The 19228-nt window shown below is 34.7% G+C and carries 15 protein-coding genes and 1 tRNA gene; 7 read left to right on the forward strand and 9 right to left on the reverse strand.

Annotated features, from left to right (window positions below; all coding sequences use genetic code 11):
• The first annotated feature begins 89 nt into the window (after positions 1 to 89).
• A complete protein-coding gene (locus ACWGOQ_RS01670) occupies positions 90 to 1343 on the forward strand; it encodes an ABC transporter permease (RefSeq protein ID WP_452056816.1) in 1254 nt (417 codons plus the stop codon).
• Positions 1344 to 1677: 334 nt separating this feature from the next.
• On the opposite strand, the gene ACWGOQ_RS01675 is transcribed toward ACWGOQ_RS01670, so the two are convergent.
• From ACWGOQ_RS01675 to ACWGOQ_RS01715, 9 genes are all read right to left on the reverse strand, one after another.
• Positions 1678 to 4536 carry a T9SS type A sorting domain-containing protein gene (locus ACWGOQ_RS01675; protein ID WP_452056817.1) on the reverse strand — a complete coding sequence of 953 codons (2859 nt, stop codon included), beginning with the start codon at positions 4534 to 4536 and terminating at the stop codon, positions 1678 to 1680.
• A gap of 32 nt (positions 4537 to 4568) precedes the next feature.
• Complete coding sequence (locus tag ACWGOQ_RS01680; protein ID WP_452056818.1) at positions 4569 to 5585, reverse strand: SAM-dependent methyltransferase; 1017 nt, start codon at positions 5583 to 5585, stop codon at positions 4569 to 4571.
• A 60-nt stretch (positions 5586 to 5645) separates the two neighbouring features.
• Positions 5646 to 6200 carry a phage tail protein gene (locus tag ACWGOQ_RS01685; protein WP_452056819.1) on the reverse strand — a complete coding sequence of 185 codons (555 nt, stop codon included), beginning with the start codon at positions 6198 to 6200 and terminating at the stop codon, positions 5646 to 5648.
• 35 nt (positions 6201 to 6235) lie between these two features.
• Complete coding sequence (locus tag ACWGOQ_RS01690; RefSeq protein ID WP_452056820.1) at positions 6236 to 6790, reverse strand: phage tail protein; 555 nt, start codon at positions 6788 to 6790, stop codon at positions 6236 to 6238.
• Between the two features lie 52 nt (positions 6791 to 6842).
• Positions 6843 to 7805 (reverse strand): methionyl-tRNA formyltransferase, encoded by a 963-nt coding sequence (locus ACWGOQ_RS01695; protein ID WP_452056821.1) that lies wholly within the window; start codon positions 7803 to 7805, stop codon positions 6843 to 6845.
• 257 nt (positions 7806 to 8062) lie between these two features.
• On the reverse strand, positions 8063 to 8500 hold the full coding sequence (locus tag ACWGOQ_RS01700) for a retropepsin-like aspartic protease (RefSeq protein ID WP_452056822.1): 438 nt from the start codon (positions 8498 to 8500) through the stop codon (positions 8063 to 8065).
• Positions 8497 to 11100 carry a CHAT domain-containing protein gene (locus tag ACWGOQ_RS01705; protein WP_452056823.1) on the reverse strand — a complete coding sequence of 868 codons (2604 nt, stop codon included), beginning with the start codon at positions 11098 to 11100 and terminating at the stop codon, positions 8497 to 8499. Before ACWGOQ_RS01705 ends, ACWGOQ_RS01700 begins: the two co-directional genes overlap by 4 nt.
• Entirely contained in the window at positions 11081 to 13060 is a 1980-nt protein-coding gene (locus tag ACWGOQ_RS01710; protein ID WP_452056824.1) for a DUF7849 domain-containing protein, read from the reverse strand. Before ACWGOQ_RS01710 ends, ACWGOQ_RS01705 begins: the two co-directional genes overlap by 20 nt.
• A 159-nt stretch (positions 13061 to 13219) precedes the next feature.
• Positions 13220 to 14257 (reverse strand): hypothetical protein, encoded by a 1038-nt coding sequence (locus ACWGOQ_RS01715; RefSeq protein ID WP_452056825.1) that lies wholly within the window; start codon positions 14255 to 14257, stop codon positions 13220 to 13222.
• 132 nt (positions 14258 to 14389) lie between these two features.
• On the opposite strand from ACWGOQ_RS01715, the gene ACWGOQ_RS01720 reads away from it, so the two are divergent.
• From ACWGOQ_RS01720 to ACWGOQ_RS01745, 6 genes are all read left to right on the forward strand, one after another.
• A complete protein-coding gene (locus ACWGOQ_RS01720) occupies positions 14390 to 14977 on the forward strand; it encodes an RNA polymerase sigma factor (RefSeq protein ID WP_452056826.1) in 588 nt (195 codons plus the stop codon).
• Positions 14974 to 15711, forward strand: a complete 738-nt coding sequence (locus tag ACWGOQ_RS01725) for a tetratricopeptide repeat protein (protein WP_452056827.1) — start codon at positions 14974 to 14976, stop codon at positions 15709 to 15711. Before ACWGOQ_RS01720 ends, ACWGOQ_RS01725 begins: the two co-directional genes overlap by 4 nt.
• A gap of 497 nt (positions 15712 to 16208) precedes the next feature.
• Entirely contained in the window at positions 16209 to 16997 is a 789-nt protein-coding gene (locus ACWGOQ_RS01730; RefSeq protein WP_452056828.1) for a TatD family hydrolase, read from the forward strand.
• 59 nt (positions 16998 to 17056) lie between these two features.
• Positions 17057 to 18091 (forward strand): asparaginase, encoded by a 1035-nt coding sequence (locus ACWGOQ_RS01735; protein ID WP_452056829.1) that lies wholly within the window; start codon positions 17057 to 17059, stop codon positions 18089 to 18091.
• Positions 18092 to 18160: 69 nt separating this feature from the next.
• Positions 18161 to 18248: transfer RNA gene (locus ACWGOQ_RS01740), tRNA-Ser, on the forward strand.
• Between the two features lie 82 nt (positions 18249 to 18330).
• Positions 18331 to 19125 carry a MotA/TolQ/ExbB proton channel family protein gene (locus ACWGOQ_RS01745; protein ID WP_452056830.1) on the forward strand — a complete coding sequence of 265 codons (795 nt, stop codon included), beginning with the start codon at positions 18331 to 18333 and terminating at the stop codon, positions 19123 to 19125.
• Positions 19126 to 19228 lie beyond the last annotated feature (103 nt).

A 19228-nucleotide genomic window follows, 5' to 3' on the forward strand; every position in this document is an offset into this window, starting at 1 on the left:
GACAACCCATTGTATGTAATTGTTTTAGATATTTTGTAACAAATTAGTAAGGAAAACGTCCTATCTTTAGATTGTTCAAAAAATAGTATATGCTTATCTATCTTAGAGTACTAAAAGAGAGTTTTAATTTTGCAATTAATGCGCTTAGAAACAATAAATTAAGAACTTTTCTTTCTTTGTTAGGAGTTACTATTGGTATTTTCTCAATTATTGGTGTGCTTGCAGCTGTCGATTCTTTGGAGAAAGAAATAAAAGGAAGTATAAGCTCCCTGGACAATAGTACCATATATCTTACCCGGATTTCTTTTGGTCCTACTCAGGTACCGGACTGGAAAAGAAAACAGTTTCCTGATGTAACTTTCGAAGAATATCAATATATAAAAAGAGCTATGCCAGACATAAAAGCTGCCAGCTTTTTATTAAACGTTGGCCAAGAAACCTTAAAGTATAATGATAAAAGTATTAGTAATGTGGAGATGGTTCCGGTTACTAGTGATTATTATGATATAGAGGAACTACAGATAGTTAATGGAAGGTTTTATAACGAGCAGGAGTCGGTTGGTGGTGCGCCGGTAATTGTTATTGGCGACGAAGTAGCAAATAGTCTTTTTGGATCAATCGATCCAATCGGGGAAAAAATCCGTGTGTACGGAAGAAAGTTTACAGTTATCGGTGTTTTAAAGAAAGAGGGGAGTGGTCTTTTTGGAAATTCTAAAGATACTGCTGCTATTTTGCCTGTTAATATAGTGCGTAGACTTTATGGGGATAATAATAAATCTACATTTCCTATGATCATTATTAAACCCGAATCAGGCAGTGATGTTCCTGAATTTGTAGCTTTTTTAACTCAAAAGATACGATCTTTTAGAGGTTTAAAACCAGATGAAATTGATAATTTTTTCGTAAATCAATTACAGGGATTTACTGATTTTATAGACAATATTACCGGAACTATGTCCAAAATTGGAGGTTTTATAGGGATGTTTTCTTTGTTGGTAGGAGGTTTTGGAATAGCAAATATTATGTTCGTTAGTGTAAAAGAACGAACAAATTTAATTGGAATTCAAAAGGCTTTAGGAGCGAAAAGGAAATTTATATTACTTCAATTTTTGTTTGAAGCAGTTATTCTTGCTGTTTTTGGAGGATTAATAGGCTTAGTGTTGGTGTGGTTAATTTCCAAAGGAGCTTCTCAATTAACTGGTGATTTTGAATTTGTACTTTCAACCTCTAATATGTTTTGGGGCATGTTCTGGTCTACTTTGATCGGTTTAATTGCTGGTATTTTTCCAGCCTGGATGGCAGCAAGATTAGATCCTGTTGAAGCCATTAGAACTGGGATGTAAAAAAGCCGCTAAATTATACAAACCTATATAATAAGTACATATTCATGCCTAATGCGATCAATATGATGATCAACACGACAAGGGGAATTACTTTCATTAGTATATTTCTTTTTTTATTTGGGGTCATTATTGCTAATATCATTATCTAAAAGTACTATGAATCAGGGATGAACCAAATAGGTAAAAATACTTGTTTATATACCTGGAGGTGAGGTAGTCGTGTTTTTTAATACTTCTAGCTATATTAGATTTGATTGTAGTCTTAGATATAAAAATTTTTAGAAAAAAAAGCCGAGATTTTTATCTCAGCTTTTTTCATATAATTAGTAGCGTTTTATTGTTTAATAACTCTTTTAGTAGTTGATTCTGTTTCAGAATATATAGTCATTAGGTATAAGCCAGAACGAATTGACGTGATGTCAATAGCATTTAGGATACTACTCGAGTTTAGTTTCTGAGAAATGATCAATTTTCCATGTATATCAAAAATATGGGCGCGCTGTATTGCTAAGCTTGTTGCTCCAGAGATATTAATGGTATTGCTAGATGGGACAGGGTAAATAGTGAGACCACTTGCCAATTCTTCATCATTAATGTTCAATAAATTTTCATAATCGATGCTAAATTGAGTAGCTGCAATATTTCCATTACCTCCGCCATCTAATGCAACATCTGCATTAATATCTACTGTAATGGTTAAAGGCCCGGCTCCAGATGGTGTAATATCCGCAGTATAGGTATCACCTGATCCTAAAAAATTACCTGGAATTCCATTAGAAACGATAAGGTCACCTATTTCAAATCCAGTAACACTTTCAGAAAACGTAACGGTTACAGGAATTGGATTAGCGCCGGTAGGTCCGGGGCTTTCCGTAGAGGTTATTGTTACTGTTGGTGCAATAGCGTCTACGAAAACATTTGATGTATTCCCTACATTATTAAGAGTCAAATCGGCATCACTTCCTCCAGCGCCCTGAATGGATCCTCCATTTGTATCAAGAGTTCCCACGGTAATCCCATCTGCATCTTCATCTCCAACCTGAATGGTATATCTAAATGCTATAGAAGTACTTCCACTTCCAATTACATAAACAGCTTGACGAACAGTACTACCCACAGTTATGGCTAATTGTGGAGTTCCTCCAGTGGTATTTACGTTGACAGCTTTATCAAATGTAATATTGAAATCCAGATTTTGTCCTGTTCCATAAGTTCCATTAGTTGGTACAGCAACGTTAGTGATCACAGAAGGTGTACCATTTACCAGTACATTTGATGTGTCCCCTACATTGTTAAGTGTAAGATCAGCATTGTTACCAGCAGTATCCTGAATGGATCCTCCATTAGCATCAAGAGTTCCCACGGTTATCCCATCGGTATCTATATCTCCAGCTTGCACAACATATCTAAACCCTAAAAGTGTATTTCCGCTTCCTATAATATACACTGCTTGACGAATAGTACTACCCAGAGTAATGGCTAACTGCGGAGTTCCTCCAGTAGTATTAACATTAACGTTTTCGTCAAAAACGACGTTAAAATCTAAATTTTGTCCAGCTACATAGGTTGCATTTGCAGGAACCGAAACGCTGGTTACTGTTGGTGCTGGGTCAACTATGGCTACACTTGCATTAGAACTATTAGGACAAGTGCCTGCTGTGGTATACGTTACAGTATATGTATTCGGTGTGGATGCAGATACATCAATCGTTCCAGTACCACTATTAATACTTAATCCAGCAGGCGAAGCCGTGAACGTTCCTCCTGAAAGTCCAGTTATGGTAGGTGTTGGATCTGCATCAACTGTCTCATAAGAGGATGCCGAATAGCTAAAGGATGCGTCATCTGATGCATTGATAGTTACACTAACATTAGAGCTATTAGGACAAGTTCCTGATGTAGTATAAGTAACGGTATATGTTCCTGGAGTCGATGCGGATAGATCAATTTGTCCTGAGGATGCGTTTAAGCTTAACCCCGCACCAGAAGAGAAAGCTCCTCCTGCTAGCCCAGTAATCGTAGGTGTTGGATCACTATCAGACACACAATACGTGGATGCCGAATAGCTAAATGACGCGTCATCTGATGCATTGATAGTTACACTAACATTAGAGCTATTAGAACAAGTTCCTGATGTAGTATAAGTAACGGTATATGTTCCTGGAGTCGATGCGGATAGATCAATTTGTCCTGAGGATGCGTTTAAGCTTAACCCCGCACCAGAGGAGAAAGTTCCTCCTGCTAGTCCAGTAATCGTAGGTGTTGGATCTGCATTATTTACACAATAAGCTGCTGCACTATAAGTAAATGAAGCATCTTCATTAGGGGTTACATTTACGGTTACAGTACCGCAAGAACTTGGTGTTATACAGCCACCTTCACCTCTTACAAAATAAGTTGTTGATGGTGCTGTAGGGGTAACAACAAAAGTAGAAGTCGCTGTAGTCCCTATTTGGGATCCGCCACAAGAACCTGTATAAATAGCCCATTGGGTAGCATCGTTGAGATTACCACTAATAGTTAAAGTAGCATTATCTCCATCACATATCGTAGCGGGTGTAAATGTTACTGTGGGTACATCTGGTTCAGTGCAAACTGGAGCAATATCCCAACGAAATGCGTCAAGTGCAATATAATCGGCATTATTAGTTGTTGCAATAATTATTTCATCTACACCAGTATTTGAGTTGTCAGCTCCTCCTTCGACAGAAAAATCAATAAATGTAAATCCGTTATTGGGAGTTAATGTTTGTACATTAGAAAACCCAGAGTTTTTTGTAATCGTATAAACTGTACCTCCATCTACTCTTCCCGTAATAGTCAACGTAGTCGTTGGGTTTGCTAAAGCTCTGGTAGATATAAATAAATAAAGACTTTTAACGTCAATATCTGTTCCATCTGTTGTTGTAACGGTAAAAGAACTTCCGTCACTTTGAGTGGGTGTACCTGAAGAATTATCTATAAATTGGTTATCGGCAGAAGATCCGTTCCAACCTGCACTGCCAGCAAATTCTATATCATAGGTAGTTTCGCCAGAGCCATTAGCTATTGTGAAATTTTGACCATTATCTGTAAATGAGGTAGTACCAATGGTCTCGGTTTCAAAATCCTCTGTAGTTTGAGAATAAAGTACTTCGACCCCTAAAAAGACACTTATTATTATAAGTAAAAATTTAAAGTAAGATTGTTTCATGGTTTATTAATTTAGTTTTTGTTTAAAATACGCTATTTTTCGCAGATTTCCCATTCAGGGATTCCTTTAATGTTATATTGAATTTTGAATTTTGAATTTTGCCTTAGATTATACAATGAGCCTACACAAAGTGGGTTAGTTATAAGAGAATCTTCATTTTGTAACTCTAGAGAGCCAAAAATCTTAACCTTAGTATAGATACATATATCTGGATTTTTTTTGATTTTTTCAGGGACTGTGTACCAATCGCTTTCGTAATAATAAGAGTGAGAGTTTTTTATAGTTTTATTTTCTTCTTTGTTAACCACGAATAAGGTTTTGAACTCTTCTCTTTGTATCTTTTGATTAGATGCTTTTTTTATAATGTATCCATTTTTCGATTGGTGTAAGTTAGGTTCTCCAGAAAAAGAAGAATATCCAACATAAATATAAATTTCTTCAGGGATCAAAATACCATTTTCAACAAGTTGAGGCGCTAAGTTTTGTGTAATTGCAACTTGTGGCTCCCTGGTTAGAGCTCTAAACATGGTCTCGGTTATAATTAGATGTAATGAGTTTGGTGAACTACGTTTATACTTAGTTGCATCTTTAACCGTTACGCTAGAAAAATAAGACTCATAGTCTAAATCAGCAATTATTTTTTTAATTGAATCAATCGAATCTTGGTTTATATCAATTAAAGTGATACTAATTTGATCAGGTTTAAAATGATGAAGAATAGGTAAAATTAATGGTGCGTATGGACCACAACCTGCATAAAGAATGTTTATTCTCTCGTTCGGGTATTTTTTTAATAAGGAGACAATTGCTCTATATACTCCTTTCGAAAAACGAGCAGTTCTTTTGTAATCTTTAATACAATCTGCAGCATATTTTTGCGATAGCGCTATTCCATTTTTAAGATATATGTCCTCTGTAGTATGGTTCCTTTTCCAGTTTTTAATGTAAAACTCATTTAGTAATAAGATACTGTTCAATTCTTCATCTATTTTTATAGATGAAAGTATCTGATTACCTATATACTGAAACTCTTTAATCTTATTCGTCATTGCTATAGAATTAAACACAAAAGAGTTATTCAATAATTCTTTTGTGTTTAATTAAAAAAATTAATTTCTAGATGGGAATATGCCTTGTAGACAAATAATGTAATATATCGAAAGCCAAGGCTGCATATTATTAACAGATTGGTTTCCGCCAGTATTTCCAATAGTAACAGATTGTTGATTAAGTGTAATATCAGGGGTCGAAGTATTATAACCGAGTGTTCCCTCAAAGGCTCGTCCAGATATGGCACCCGGAGTTGCAATAGATGCTCCGTTTGTGGCGGCAGATTGTGTTGCATCAGTTGAATTTACTTTTATTGACCCTGAATGATTGTGAGATGGTAGTTGTGTAATATTTAATATATTATATTCTGTTCCACTTCGTTGGCCTAGTCTTCTGTCTGATAACCCAGGCCCGTGTCCTGGTCCAATAGGTACACGGCCTCTTAGGTCTGGCAAAGCAAAGGAAGTTCGCCCATCCCCTCCGTAAGTGGTTCCTAATATTGAAAATAATGCCTGATTTGAATTTATTGACAATAGTTGTCCCTCACATAATGCCCAGTTTCTTGGCGCAAAATTACCTGCAAACATGCGGACCTCCCCTATAGTTCCTTCCATAGTATTTTTATTTTAAGATTTTATTAATAGTTTTTTTAGTTTCTTGAAGGAAAAATTCCTTGTAAACAAATGATGTAATAGCACGCTAACCAAGGTTGCATATTGTCTACAGGTTGATTTCCCCCAGTATCTCCAATTGATAGAGATTGTTGATTAAGTGTACTATCCGGAGATGCAACGTTATAGCCAAGACTTGCTTGAAAAGCTCTTCCAGATATGGCCCCTGGAGTTGCTATGGAAGCCCCTGAAGTTGCAACACTCTGGGTAGAATCCGCTGAGCTTACTTTTAATGCATTAGCGTGGGTATGAGATGGTATTTGAGTAACGTTTAATGTATTTGTTTCTATACCTCCTCTTTGTCCTTCGCGGTAGGAGCTCAATCCAGGTCCGGTTCCGGGACCAATCGACACACGTCCTCTAAGGTCAGGTAATGCAAATGTAGTTCTGCCATCACCGCCATAGATGGTTCCTATAATTGAAAACAATGCGGTATTTTGTGAAATTGGTAGCAATTGACCTTCACAAAATGCCCAAGTTCTTGGTGCAAAATTGCCCGCAAATATGCGTACTTCTCCTATTGTTCCTTCCATATTGAGTTGATTTTAGATAGTAATAAATTAGTTATTTAATAATATCGGTCAATTATGATATGACCGTCTGTTGTTTATTCTGTAGACAAGTAGTAAAACAATGTCCTTGCCGTACACCAAGATGCACATATTTGGTTCCAGACAAAATTCCTGCGTCAGAACTAATAGTATTTATTTTTAATAGTTGACCATGTTTACAATATACATACAACCCTTCTTGCGGATGTGCGTGTATAATTTCACCAGCTGTTTTCCCTAATAGTGGTTGACTATCTACTGGAGAAACTTCTACTATTTTTAAAGGAGATCCTTGATAGTAGGTGGTCGCTCCACTATATTTCGGATTGCACGCATTAATCAATTGTTCAATTTCATCTGCCGTCTGTGTTTCCCAATTTATGGTGGTATCTTGGTCTTTTGGTTTTCTGTAATATGTTGCTTTTTTTGTAGGCTGTGATTTAAAATTTTGTGCCTTTGTTACCAACTCCATCGCTTTTTTAGTAAGATCCGTAAGCATGTAACTCATTTTAGAATTGGCCATTCCCAAGGTTTCTCCAGGAATTAAAGGAACCGGTTGTTCCAACAGAATTTTACCCGTATCCCATTCTTCATCCATTTCGTGAATGGTAATAGCTGTTTGCTTTTTTCCGTGTTTGATAGACCAGAATAGCGGATCTGGCCCTCTGTTCTCCGGTAACTTTCCAAAATGGATATTTAAAAAACCATAAGTTGGTATCGATAATACATGCTTGGGAATCTTTATAGAAAAACCACAAACCAACACTACATCAGGAGCCATTTCTTCCAACCAAGATTTAAAGTTCGTGTGGATGTTTCGTTTATTGATGATATAGGTGTTCAAACCTTCTTTTTGGACAGCAGTGTGCCAGAAATTGTTTTTAGGATTAGGCACTTCTGATTCTTGAAAGCATACTCCATCCAAATAATTAGCTTTTGACAGATAATGATATACAGATATACAAACAGGAAAGCTTCCGATGAGTATTATTTTCATGAGTCTCAGTTTATAAAAAAATAGGTGTTTTTTTAATAATTCGTTTCTTTCAAAACTAAGAGGAGTTTATGGTAAAATCAATAGGTATAACTACGTGAATTTTGAAGAATTCTAAGTCAAAGTGCAATAATTTCACATTAAAAATTAATGAAAGGTTATCGCTTATTTAGAGTGCCCAATAGATAATTACCAATATTTTGTTGTAAGGCATAGTTTTAATAAAAGCTATTTTCAGGAATACGGTGTTATCGAAATAGTTATTTTAAATAAAGGCATTTTCGTTCATAGTCTATAATTGCTTTTCCTTTTTTTAAAATGTCCGCACCTATAATGCCGTCTACAGGTTCTGCGTGATGTGCTATAAGCGCAGTATTAACATGGGTTAGATCAAATAAAACAAGTGAAACATTTTTTTTTGACCATGTGCCCAGTTGTAGTACGTTTTTTTTAGAAAGTTGAGTCAGCATGTCGGTAGCTCCGGCACCGGCAGCTCTTACATCGCTATCCTGAGCTAAAAGATTAAATTTTTTAACAGCATCAAAACCAACACACGAATTAGAAGCTCCTGTATCAACAATAAAACTACCCGCTACACCATTAAGGATAGCGCTGACTTCGAAATGATTAGTTTTAGTAGTAACCAGTTTGATACGATGATATTCTTTCTTGATAAGAAATTGGCGAAGTGTAGTCATTTTAATTTTTGTCGGATCGCGAACAAAAATAGTATAATTAATAAGAATCCTAAGATAATCAGTATCCAATTGAATTTTGTTTCGGTTACAGGTTGGTAACTTCCATAATATACAAATGAAGCCCAGTAGTAAGGTGATTTTTGAGTATTTGGGATTTCTTTAGCTTCCAGAAAATCCAATTTCGCTTGATGTAATCCGTGTACGTATGAACTAGATTTATGTAAATTTTGGTAGAAACGCTGCATCAGTTGAGAAGTAGTTTTGTCATTTACTTTCCATAAAGAAAATAACACGTTTTTTACTCCGGCATATTGAAACCCTCTGCCGATACTAAGTGGTCCTTCTCCTTTTGCTAAAGTTCCAATACCTGTTTCACAAGCGCTTAGCACAACTAATTCTGTTTCTAGTTGTAACCCGTATAACTGATTTACGAGAATATTTTGATCTCTGAAGTGGATAGAAGCTGGTCGTGAAAAACTACCTGCTTCTGCGTGAGTCGATAGATGTATAATCGTATGATTTTTTGCTTCCTTAAGAAAATGACCGTATGTGGCTTCTTCTTTTTCTAAGAATACACCATCATACTCCTGTTGTATATACTTTTGCTCTTCTAGGGAAAAGGGCAATTCTAAATTGGTACTTTCAAAAACAGGAAATACGCCTAAAATTTTATTTTCTTTGGTATTAGTGTCATTATTTCTTAGATATTTTCCTGCAGAAATTTCATAATTGACGATGCTTGATTTAACTAAAAATGGCATCTTTTTAAAGCGTATTGCATCACTTTTTTTAGCCAATAATGTTTCAAAAGGAACAAAATACAGAAGACCGTCTGGGATGATGATCATCTTTGTAGCCTTAGGAACCTCTAAAAGGTGATACAAGTCGAAACTACTTTCAGAAAAACCTTTTATATTGTTGTTGATCGCTTGAGCACTATTAAAATAATTGATGTAATTTTTGATCGATTCTCTTATTTGTTCAATGTTCTTTAGTGCTTTGATCACTATAGAATCGTTTTCAATTATAAACTGATACACGGTATTCTTTCCGAAAAAGTACTCGATCAATACGATGTCATCTTGTTTTAATGTATCCTGAAGTTCTTTAACTGGTATTTTATCCTGACTTGTAAGAAGATTTGGATATTTTTTCTGTAATTCTTTGGTTAATTCTTTTAATTCAATAGATGTATTACCATAGCCTGCAGTCCATTGTTGAATTTGCGAGATGTCTGCGGTATCCCCTTTTTGTCGCTCTTTGAGGATATTGGTGTCATATATAGCTAAGTTATTAGCGAGTTGCTCATTTTTGATGACCAACGGATCGTTTTTATACTGTGATAAGATTTGTTTAGATACGAATGCCTCGTTTACAAAAGGCGCTTTAGATGCTTCTGCAGCTTCAAATGCTTTTTTAACATATTTAAGATCTTTCGTTGTACTATATAAGGTATATAATAAATCGATATAGCTTTCAGTTCGATTTCGGTTTTGACTATGCTGTATAATCTTTGTCGCCTGCAATGGATATGCCTGATTTAATTTTGAGTTTACCTCAAAAGCCGCCTCATAGGTTTTTATTGCAACTGTAGGTTTGCCTAATTGTTGATAGATGTATGCTTGGGTATCCAGTGCCATGAGCAAAATTTTATCTGCAATAAGAATTTCTTTTTCAGGAATATGGGCTTCAATTACATATCCAGGTAGTAAAGACACATATATTTCTTTTAAGTTAAAAAGTGCCTCAGTGTATGCTGATTTCGAAAGTAAAATATCAATATAAGCCAATTGCCATTTTGCAAGATCACGCGATGAGGTATTTGGTTTTTTTAATAATTGATTTTTGGTTTTTTGGATATAACGTTGTGCGTTTTGTAAATCTGTGTTTTTAAGTGCGATTGCCGCTAAAATTTGATAAGCATTTACCTGCGAAGGGTCTGTAGAAATTACTTTGGAAGCATACTTCTTTGCTTCTTCGGTGAACCCATAGTCTAAGTAGTTGGTGGCTAAATTAGTGAGGATATGTGGGTTTTCTGGAGATAATCTCTCACCTTTTTTAAGGATTTCGATTGCTTTTTGATACTTACCTTGGTTATGATACGCAATGGATACATTGGTGATTGCAGAAAGTATTTTTAGAGTATTTTGTGATTGCTCTGCCAAATATAAATAATTGGTAATCGTGTTTTCTGCTTTTTGGAGATCCCCAATTTTAAGATAGAGGTTTCCTAAAGGTTGTAAGCAGTTTTCGATAATATCGTAGTCTTCGAGCTTGTTTTTATGAAATGTTTTCCAAGCTTTTTCATAATACATGATTGCTGTAGGAAGATTCTCGAATTGATGATGGTAATAGCCCATATTACTGTTGACAATGACCCAGGCTAGTTTGTCTTCTTTGGTTAATAGTCTATTCTCTTTAGAAGCGATGAGTTTGCTTAATCGATGTAGTTTTGAGTTCGTTGGTTCCTTTAAAAAATAGTCTAGCTGATGGTATAAGTACTCTGAAGTCATTTCTTGTTGTTGCGAAAACAAGACCGGATGCACCAAACACAGAAATCCAAATAACAATAAAATTGACTTAAAACTTCCAAATCCCATAGAGCTGAATTTGAGAATTAGGAGCATCAAAGTTATATACGTACCGCACCCCGATACTTGGTCCAATTCTAACGGCACCTAAATTCATGCCTATAAAAACACCAGTTTGTAAGTTGGCAAAGCTGTCATCTATTTCTTGAGCTGAAAAAGTACTTAAATCTGGATTAGGGAATTCAGTTCCATCAGCATCTATAAAAAAACCTTCTCCGGTGGTTTCTTGATCGTTTCTACTGGTAAGATCTAATTGTAACTGTAGACCGGTACCCACGGCAAAATAATTAGTAAAGTTATATCGAAAAGATCCCGGTATGGCATATATCCTAATATTATCGTATTTGTTAACTTCAGAAAAACGAATCAAATCTACTGCTCCGTTTGGGTTAATATTTCGAGATTCAAAATTTCTGGTTTCCTCAAAAGAAGAAGTAGAAAAGAAAAGTTCTGCCTGATAATATCCCCTATATGATTTGAAAGGTGATACGGTAGCTCCTACAAAATATTCTTGTTGGTCCTCTAATTTTGGAACTGTAATATAACCTGCTTTTGCGCCTAACGAAATCCCGGGTAAGAAACGAGTAGTAGCATAATTGGTAATAATCGGTTCGTTTTTATCAAAATAGATAGCAGTTCTGCTTCGGGTCTGTTTTTTATGGAAGTTTTTGCCAAATTTCATAGAGTATCTCACAAATCCTTTGGTAGAATCAATTTCCTCCACATTTTTTTGTTCACTTCCAGGAAGATAAATTCTGTTAAATTGAAATATGATTTTATCTTTTTGCAGAATAGTGTCTAAGCAACTGTAATTTACTTCTCGCTCTTTTGGACATATCGGGCATTCTGGATACATTCCATCAATTTTTAAAGTAGATCGATCAAACATTTCAGGAGTATCCACCTCCAATTTAATCGTATTGGCAGGACCTTCACCATTATTTTGAAATCGTACTTTGAATTTTAACCGCTTGAATCTTACTAAGCGGTAATTCATTAACCATGCATTAGAAGACATTTTGTTTGGGTCATGAGAAGTTACAATCTCCATCTCAGTATCTTTTACTGTATGATTATCAAAATTATTATCAGGCACGTAGATACTTCTTAATGTTACGATAGCACTAGTATCCTTGATCATTTCCGGAGTGGTTTTCAATGTCCTGAATATATTACGTTCCTCTCCAGGTTGCATATCGTCAAATTCTATGATCTGATAACTTCGGTATAAAGCTTTTGATTCTTCTAACGTAAGCGGAAGGTTTTTTCTTTTTGTGGAGTCTTGTTCAAACTGCCTTTTAGTCTTGTAGAAAGAACAACTGTTAGAAGCTACTAAAGTATGGTCATCATTCTCTGGTTGTAATAGGGAAATTACTTCTAAGGGAGTTATCCTTTCGCCGTTATATAATCGGGTATCTTCAATTGTGAAGTTATCATTTTTAAATTGTTGGTCATTATAGAATAAATACAGCTTTCCGCTAGAGACATAATTGTTAGTATTCTTGTAGCTAGTGATAAACACCATTTCCTGATCTGGAACGGGTTCACGATTTCTTTTTAAGATTAAAACTTCATCTTCTATAAAAATGACGTTGTTTGTTGCAGAGGCTTCATCAGAGACATCACTAATAGTTACAGATGTTGGTCTGGATGCAGGAGGTTTTCCGTTGTCATAGTTGTTTGTTGCCCAAAGTTTGGTTTCATAGCTTTTATTCTTAGTATATGTATGTACAGGTTTTTTCTTAAAACTATAATTTCCATCTCCAAACTCCCAATAATAGGTGTAAAAAGCCTTAGGGGCACCGGCAATTTGATTTAAAGGAGGCATTTCTGCTTCATATGCTACTTGATTGCCTTGGATTTCATAGGATATCGGCGCTATTCTGGGTATGGTGTCATTGGTTTCTATTTGTCCAGTACAGAAAAAAGGGAATAAAATAAGTATCAGTAAAGCCGAAAATCTATTCATGATTTGTTGTTAGTGTTAATAAAGATAAACAAAAAGTTAAGTCGTATGCATTTCAATCTTTAGTGAATTAAAATTCCGGAAGGTAAACCCTCCGGAATTTTTGCTGAAATTTGCTGTAACCCCCATTACCTAATATGCATATTTCAGTGTGAAGTTTATTTACGGGAGATCATTTATTAATGCAACCAAAGCTGCTTCTGTTCCAGTTGTAATAGCACTAATTACCTCTACATGATCTTCTTCTATGGTTGTTCCCTGGATTGCATATACATATTGATCATCTTGCACAGATACAAAAATGATATGCACTTCTAATCCAATTGGAATCAATCCGTAGTGCTCAGAGAATAGACCGGTGTCTGGATTGTAAATATCTAATAATGCTAGTGCTGTAGGTTCTCCGTCATAAGACACATACACATTACTGTTTGTGTTGTCAAAACCTTCTGGAACATCTACATACAAAATTGTTTTAGGACCTTCATAGTTATACCAACGGTCTAAATTTGTCCAACCAAAGTTGCTCAGGAAACCTCCGTATCCGCTTACTCCTTCTCCGTTTGGTCCTTCTCTTTGCATAGGCTCTAAACCTCCTTGTTCATCTTCTTCCCATACAATATCACATGCTAAATCATCACCATCACAATCATTATCCTGACCATTAAATAACCTCATATCTTCATCAAACTCATCCGAAGGAGCAAAAAGTTGGAAGGCGTTAGCTAATGCTAATTGTTCTCCATTTTGTGTAGCATTGATGAAAAACTCACCGGCAGATACTAATGTTTCGACATCGCCGTTGGGACGTTTTCCATTAGTTGGCATTTTCGTAAGTAACATCTTGGCTTTATCATAGATTTCTATAAGTTCTATATTGACATTACCAGTTACCGGGTCTCCATTTTGATCTACAATGCTCCCTGGAGGAAAGTAAAGTATCGTACCCTCTTCTCCATATACTTCTCCGGTTCCGTCATTTAATGTGAAAGCTTGTAAAGCTTCTTCTCGGTTTTCTTGAATCTCGGTTTCTAATGCTATCCCATCAAGAACCTGTTCAATAATAATATCATTATCATCATTGCTGCTACAGCTTGCAAAAAAAAGTATTGCAAAACCTAAAAATAAAAAATGAACCATTAGGTGTTTTACATTCTTACTACTATTCAGTAATGTAATTGTTGTACTATTTGTTTTCATGTTTTTTAATTTTAATTGTCCGTTGTGGACATTCTAAATTTTATTATTTACACCTTCATATCAACAACACTAATTTTTTGTTACCCTTTTTCTTAAAAACTTTTTTAATTTAGTTGTCCAGACCAATCATTTATGGGAAATAACGAAGTACATGCTGATCAGAAATATATTGAAGCTCTCTTAAAGAATGACAGTATACTCCTTAAAGAGATCTACAAGAAATTTGCACCAAAAGTTGTAGGGTATGTAAAAAAGAATAGCGGGGATGAGTCCAATGCACAAGATATAATTCAGGAAACATTGATTACTATCTATAAACAGGCAAAAGAAAAGGAACTCATACTTACCTGCCCATTCGATGCGTATTTCTTTTTACTATGTAAAAGAAAATGGCTTAATCAGTTAAAAAAGAATACCACAAAAGAGGTAACAATTAATGAAGAGGTTGTATCTATAAATGATGAGAGCGAACGTTATGCAGACGAAACATTAATTTTTGAAGCTAAAAATAAACTTTTTGCTGAAGTGTTTGAACAGTTAGGCAATGCGTGCAAAGAGCTACTAAAAGCTAGTTTTACTATAAAATCTATGGAAGAAGTTGCTTCAAAACTAGGACAATCATATGGATATGTCCGTAAAAAAAAATCATTGTGTATTGGTCAATTGACAAAAATGGTTCAGAACTCTCCTAAGTATAATCAAATAAGAAACTTGTTATGACCCCAGAAGAAAAATATGAGCTTTTTGAACGAAAAGTTAGTAAAGAACTTTCTGCTGAAGAAGAAAAATCCCTATCCCTGATGTTAGAGGAAGATGCGACTGTTGCAGAAGAGTTTAGAATATACAAAGAATGGAACTCTCATCTTGCTTCTAGTCTCAATTTAGAAAAGGAGCAATCTGATTTAGAACAGAATTTAAAAAATATTGGGAATTCATTTTTTGAAAAAGAATCAGCTAAAAAAGAAACCAAAATAATAAAAATACCTTCTTGGGGGTATGCCATTGCAGCAAGTATTGCTATTATTTTAGGGGTCTATACGTTCACCAAAAATGGTGCTGACTATAGAGATTTTATGACAACCCCAGAATTATATATTACCGAAAGAGGAAGCAAAGATGAGGTTTTTAAGAAAGCTGAAACCTCTTTTAATTCTGGGAAATATGGTGAAGCCGAGCAACATTTACTACAGTTACTGCAAGATAATAAGGATAATTCAGAATATCTTTTTTATTTAGGAATCACATTAATCGAGCAAGATAAACACAAAAAGGCATCTGAGGTTTTTAAAAAACTTAGAGAAGGAACATCTATTTACAAATATAGGGCAGTTTGGTTTGAAGCCTTAAATCAACTGAAGCAGAAAAATAAAGAGCAATGTGCTGAATTATTAAGATCATTACCACCAGAGGCAGAGGATTACAAGAAGGCACAAAAATTACTCAAAAAACTTTAAAAAAACTCATAATTAATTGATTGTCATATTTTTAATTAACAATATTTTCTTTATTAACTGCGTTGTAATAAATAACTTATAATCTCTGAATAGTAATGCTTTCTTAATAGTTTTATGTGCCAAAATTATGGGTATAAACGATCAAATACAATTAATAGAAAAGGAGTAAATAGAAAAAACCTCATTTTCCGAAAAAGAAGGTGTTAAGCGACAAAAACGCAAACAAGATAGATATGAAAAATAGGCAAGAGGATTGAACCTGGGTAATTTAGGGCACCTAAAGGTTAAGATTGTTTTTGCAGATGATAAGGGATCTAAAAAAGTAGAAACTACCATTTGGGGTATAACTGATAAATCAGTAATTCTAAAAACAGTCTACAATTATTCCAGTGAAAAGGATCATTAGTGTCAATTAGCAAACTACTGATTCATATTGCAAACTTAATTATCCCAAAAAAGGTTAAATTCTATGCGCAAATTTTGGCTATTTTTGCAGCATGATACTAACAGATACACATACACATATTTATAGCGAATCTTTTGCAGAAGATCAGGATGAAATGATGCAGCGGGCAATTGCCAATGGGATAGAGCGTTTTTTTGTTCCGGCAATTGATTCTGGATATACGAAATCCATGTATGATATTGAAAGTAGATACCCTGATAATGTGTTTTTGATGATGGGTTTACATCCCACTCACGTAAAAGAAAGTTACAAAGAGGAGCTACAGCATGTAGAAGAAGAGTTGGAAAAACGTTTTAACCAAAATAGTAATAAAAAGTTTTATGCAGTAGGGGAGATAGGTGTAGACTTATACTGGGATAAAACATTCCTGAAACAACAACAACAAGCGTTTAGACATCAAATCCGTCTGGCTAAAAAGTATAAATTACCTATCGTGATACACTGCCGAGACGCTTTTGAAGAAGTATTCGAGGTTTTGGAACTTGAAAAAGGAGAGGATTTGTTCGGCATATTTCATTGCTTTACCGGAACTGTAGATGATGCTAAGAAAGCAATAGGATATAACATGAAATTAGGTATTGGAGGTGTTGTGACTTTTAAAAATGGGAAAATTGATAAATTCTTAAATGAATTTTCTTTAGAACATATTGTTTTAGAAACAGATGCTCCGTATCTAGCCCCAGTTCCTTATCGCGGTAAACGAAATGAGAGTTCTTATTTGGTCCAAGTTTTAGAAAAATTGTGTGATGTTTATAAAAAGTCACCAGAAGAAATAGCAAGCATAACAACCAAAAACTCCAAGTATATATTCGGTATATAGTGAATGTGTTTTAATTTTATTTTTGTTCATTTGTCAGACCAACAAATGGAGGTTTTGCGATGAAGAATTCACCAAATATTTTATTGATTTATACCGGAGGTACTATTGGTATGGTTAAAAATTTCGAAACAGGAGCTTTAGTTGCTTTTGATTTTAATCAATTATTGCTCCAAATTCCAGAGCTAAAACAATTAGATTGTAATATTGATACGACAAGTTTTAAAGAGCCTATAGATTCTTCTGATATGGATGTAGAGCGTTGGAAAGAATTAGGAGGTATTATAAATAGTAATTATGAAAATTATGACGGCTTTGTAGTATTACATGGTAGTGATACGATGTCTTACACAGCTTCTGCTATAAGTTTTATGTTCGAAAATCTAGGAAAACCAATTATATTCACAGGATCACAATTACCAATTGGTGATCTTCGAACAGATGCTAAAGAGAATTTAATTACTGCAGTGCAGATAGCTGCTTTACAAAAAAAAGGAAAGCCTGTAGTAACAGAAGTAGGTTTATATTTTGAGTATAAATTACTTAGAGCAAATAGGACTACGAAGATCAATGCTGAGCATTTTAAGGCGTTTCAATCATTAAATTATCCTACTTTAGTCGAATCCGGAGTTCATCTTAAGGTAAATACATCTTTTTTACATGCTGTGCGTCACCGAAAGAAAATGGTTTATCATACACATTTTGATAATAATATTGTTCTTATTAAGATGTTTCCTGGTATTAATGAGATGATTTTAAGAAATATTTTTTCTTCAAAAACTATAAAAGGTGTAATTATCGAAACTTATGGATCTGGTAATACAACCACCAAAAAGTGGTTTGTAGATATTATTTCTGATCAAATTAAAAAAGAAATACCTATCGTGAATGTAACACAATGTTCTGGCGGAAGTGTAGAAATGGGAAAATATAGTACTAGTGTTGCGCTAAAGAAAGCAGGTGTTATATCCGGAAAAGACATCACTACAGAAGCAGCTGTGGCTAAATTGATGTATTTATTAGGAGAAAAATTACCGCTTAATGTCCTCAAAACCATTTATGAAACTTCGTTGCGAGGTGAAATGTCAGAAAATTAACGCCTCAAATTTTAGTACTTAACATTTTTTTTGTTATTTGCTCAACCATTTTTGAGCAAAAATTTTAATAGAGAGGTGGCCGAGTGGTCGAAGGCGCACGCCTGGAAAGTGTGTATACGTCAAAAGCGTATCGAGGGTTCGAATCCCTTCCTCTCTGCATTATTATTAAATTATTAATGGATTTTATAATATTTTTTTATCTTTAACCCTTTAACTAATTAAAATTAAGAATCAGCGCAATGAAAAGACTATTTTCTATTCTGGCAATCGCAACAGTAATGGCTTTTGGAAATTTACAAGCAGCCACTGCTCCGGCCCAGTTAACGGCAAACGTGCAATTATTAATTGCTCCAATAACAACAACTATTCAGGATGCAGATGAGCCTGCAGCAGCAGATGAATCCTTTCACCAAAATCTGAAAAAACGTTTTATAGAAGGAGGTCCTAGCTTTATGGGAATCGTTCTTTTATGTTTGATTCTTGGTCTTGCGATAGCAATTGAAAGAATTATCTTTTTAAATTTATCTACTACAAATAGTAAGAAACTACAACAAAATGTGGAAGATGCTTTAAACAGTGGTGGAGTTGAAGCTGCAAAAGAAGTTTGTAGAAATACAAAAGGACCAGTTGCTTCTATATACTATCAAGGTCTCGACAGAGCCGATGAAAGTATTGACGCCGCAGAAAAAGCAGTAGTTGCTTACGGAGGTGTTCAGATGGGGCAGCTAGAGAAAAATGTATCTTGGGTATCTTTATTTATAGCACTTGCACCAATGCTTGGATTTATGGGTACGGTAATCGGGATGATTGATGCATTTGATAAAATTGAAGCGGCAGGAGATATGCAGCCATCGCTTGTAGCAGGTGGTATTAAAGTAGCACTTCTTACTACAGTATTCGGACTTATCGTTGCAATTATATTACAGGTTTTTTATAATTACATCATTGCTAAGATTGATAGTATAGTAAATGATATGGAAGATGCATCGATTACTTTAATCGATATGTTGGTAGCTTACAAAAACAAAAAATAATAATGATTTAATATAAGTTTCGTATGGATGCAGAACTTATATAAATAAAGTAAAATCATTTATTATTAAATACAGGTTGTACTGTGTTAACAACCTAATAAAA

The sequence above is a fragment of the Aquimarina ulvae genome (assembly GCF_053613295.3).

Excerpts from the sequence above, each read along its gene's own strand:
- ACWGOQ_RS01670 (WP_452056816.1), top strand. The coding sequence starts at position 90 with ATGCTTATCTATCTTAGAGTACTAAAAGAGAGTTTTAATTTTGCAATT.
- ACWGOQ_RS01675 (WP_452056817.1), bottom strand. The coding sequence starts at position 4,536 with ATGAAACAATCTTACTTTAAATTTTTACTTATAATAATAAGTGTCTTT.
- ACWGOQ_RS01680 (WP_452056818.1), bottom strand. The coding sequence starts at position 5,585 with ATGACGAATAAGATTAAAGAGTTTCAGTATATAGGTAATCAGATACTT.
- ACWGOQ_RS01685 (WP_452056819.1), bottom strand. The coding sequence starts at position 6,200 with ATGGAAGGAACTATAGGGGAGGTCCGCATGTTTGCAGGTAATTTTGCG.
- ACWGOQ_RS01690 (WP_452056820.1), bottom strand. The coding sequence starts at position 6,790 with ATGGAAGGAACAATAGGAGAAGTACGCATATTTGCGGGCAATTTTGCA.
- ACWGOQ_RS01695 (WP_452056821.1), bottom strand. The coding sequence starts at position 7,805 with ATGAAAATAATACTCATCGGAAGCTTTCCTGTTTGTATATCTGTATAT.
- ACWGOQ_RS01700 (WP_452056822.1), bottom strand. The coding sequence starts at position 8,500 with ATGACTACACTTCGCCAATTTCTTATCAAGAAAGAATATCATCGTATC.
- ACWGOQ_RS01705 (WP_452056823.1), bottom strand. The coding sequence starts at position 11,100 with ATGGGATTTGGAAGTTTTAAGTCAATTTTATTGTTATTTGGATTTCTG.
- ACWGOQ_RS01710 (WP_452056824.1), bottom strand. The coding sequence starts at position 13,060 with ATGAATAGATTTTCGGCTTTACTGATACTTATTTTATTCCCTTTTTTC.
- ACWGOQ_RS01715 (WP_452056825.1), bottom strand. The coding sequence starts at position 14,257 with ATGAAAACAAATAGTACAACAATTACATTACTGAATAGTAGTAAGAAT.
- ACWGOQ_RS01720 (WP_452056826.1), top strand. The coding sequence starts at position 14,390 with ATGGGAAATAACGAAGTACATGCTGATCAGAAATATATTGAAGCTCTC.
- ACWGOQ_RS01725 (WP_452056827.1), top strand. The coding sequence starts at position 14,974 with ATGACCCCAGAAGAAAAATATGAGCTTTTTGAACGAAAAGTTAGTAAA.
- ACWGOQ_RS01730 (WP_452056828.1), top strand. The coding sequence starts at position 16,209 with ATGATACTAACAGATACACATACACATATTTATAGCGAATCTTTTGCA.
- ACWGOQ_RS01735 (WP_452056829.1), top strand. The coding sequence starts at position 17,057 with ATGAAGAATTCACCAAATATTTTATTGATTTATACCGGAGGTACTATT.
- ACWGOQ_RS01745 (WP_452056830.1), top strand. The coding sequence starts at position 18,331 with ATGAAAAGACTATTTTCTATTCTGGCAATCGCAACAGTAATGGCTTTT.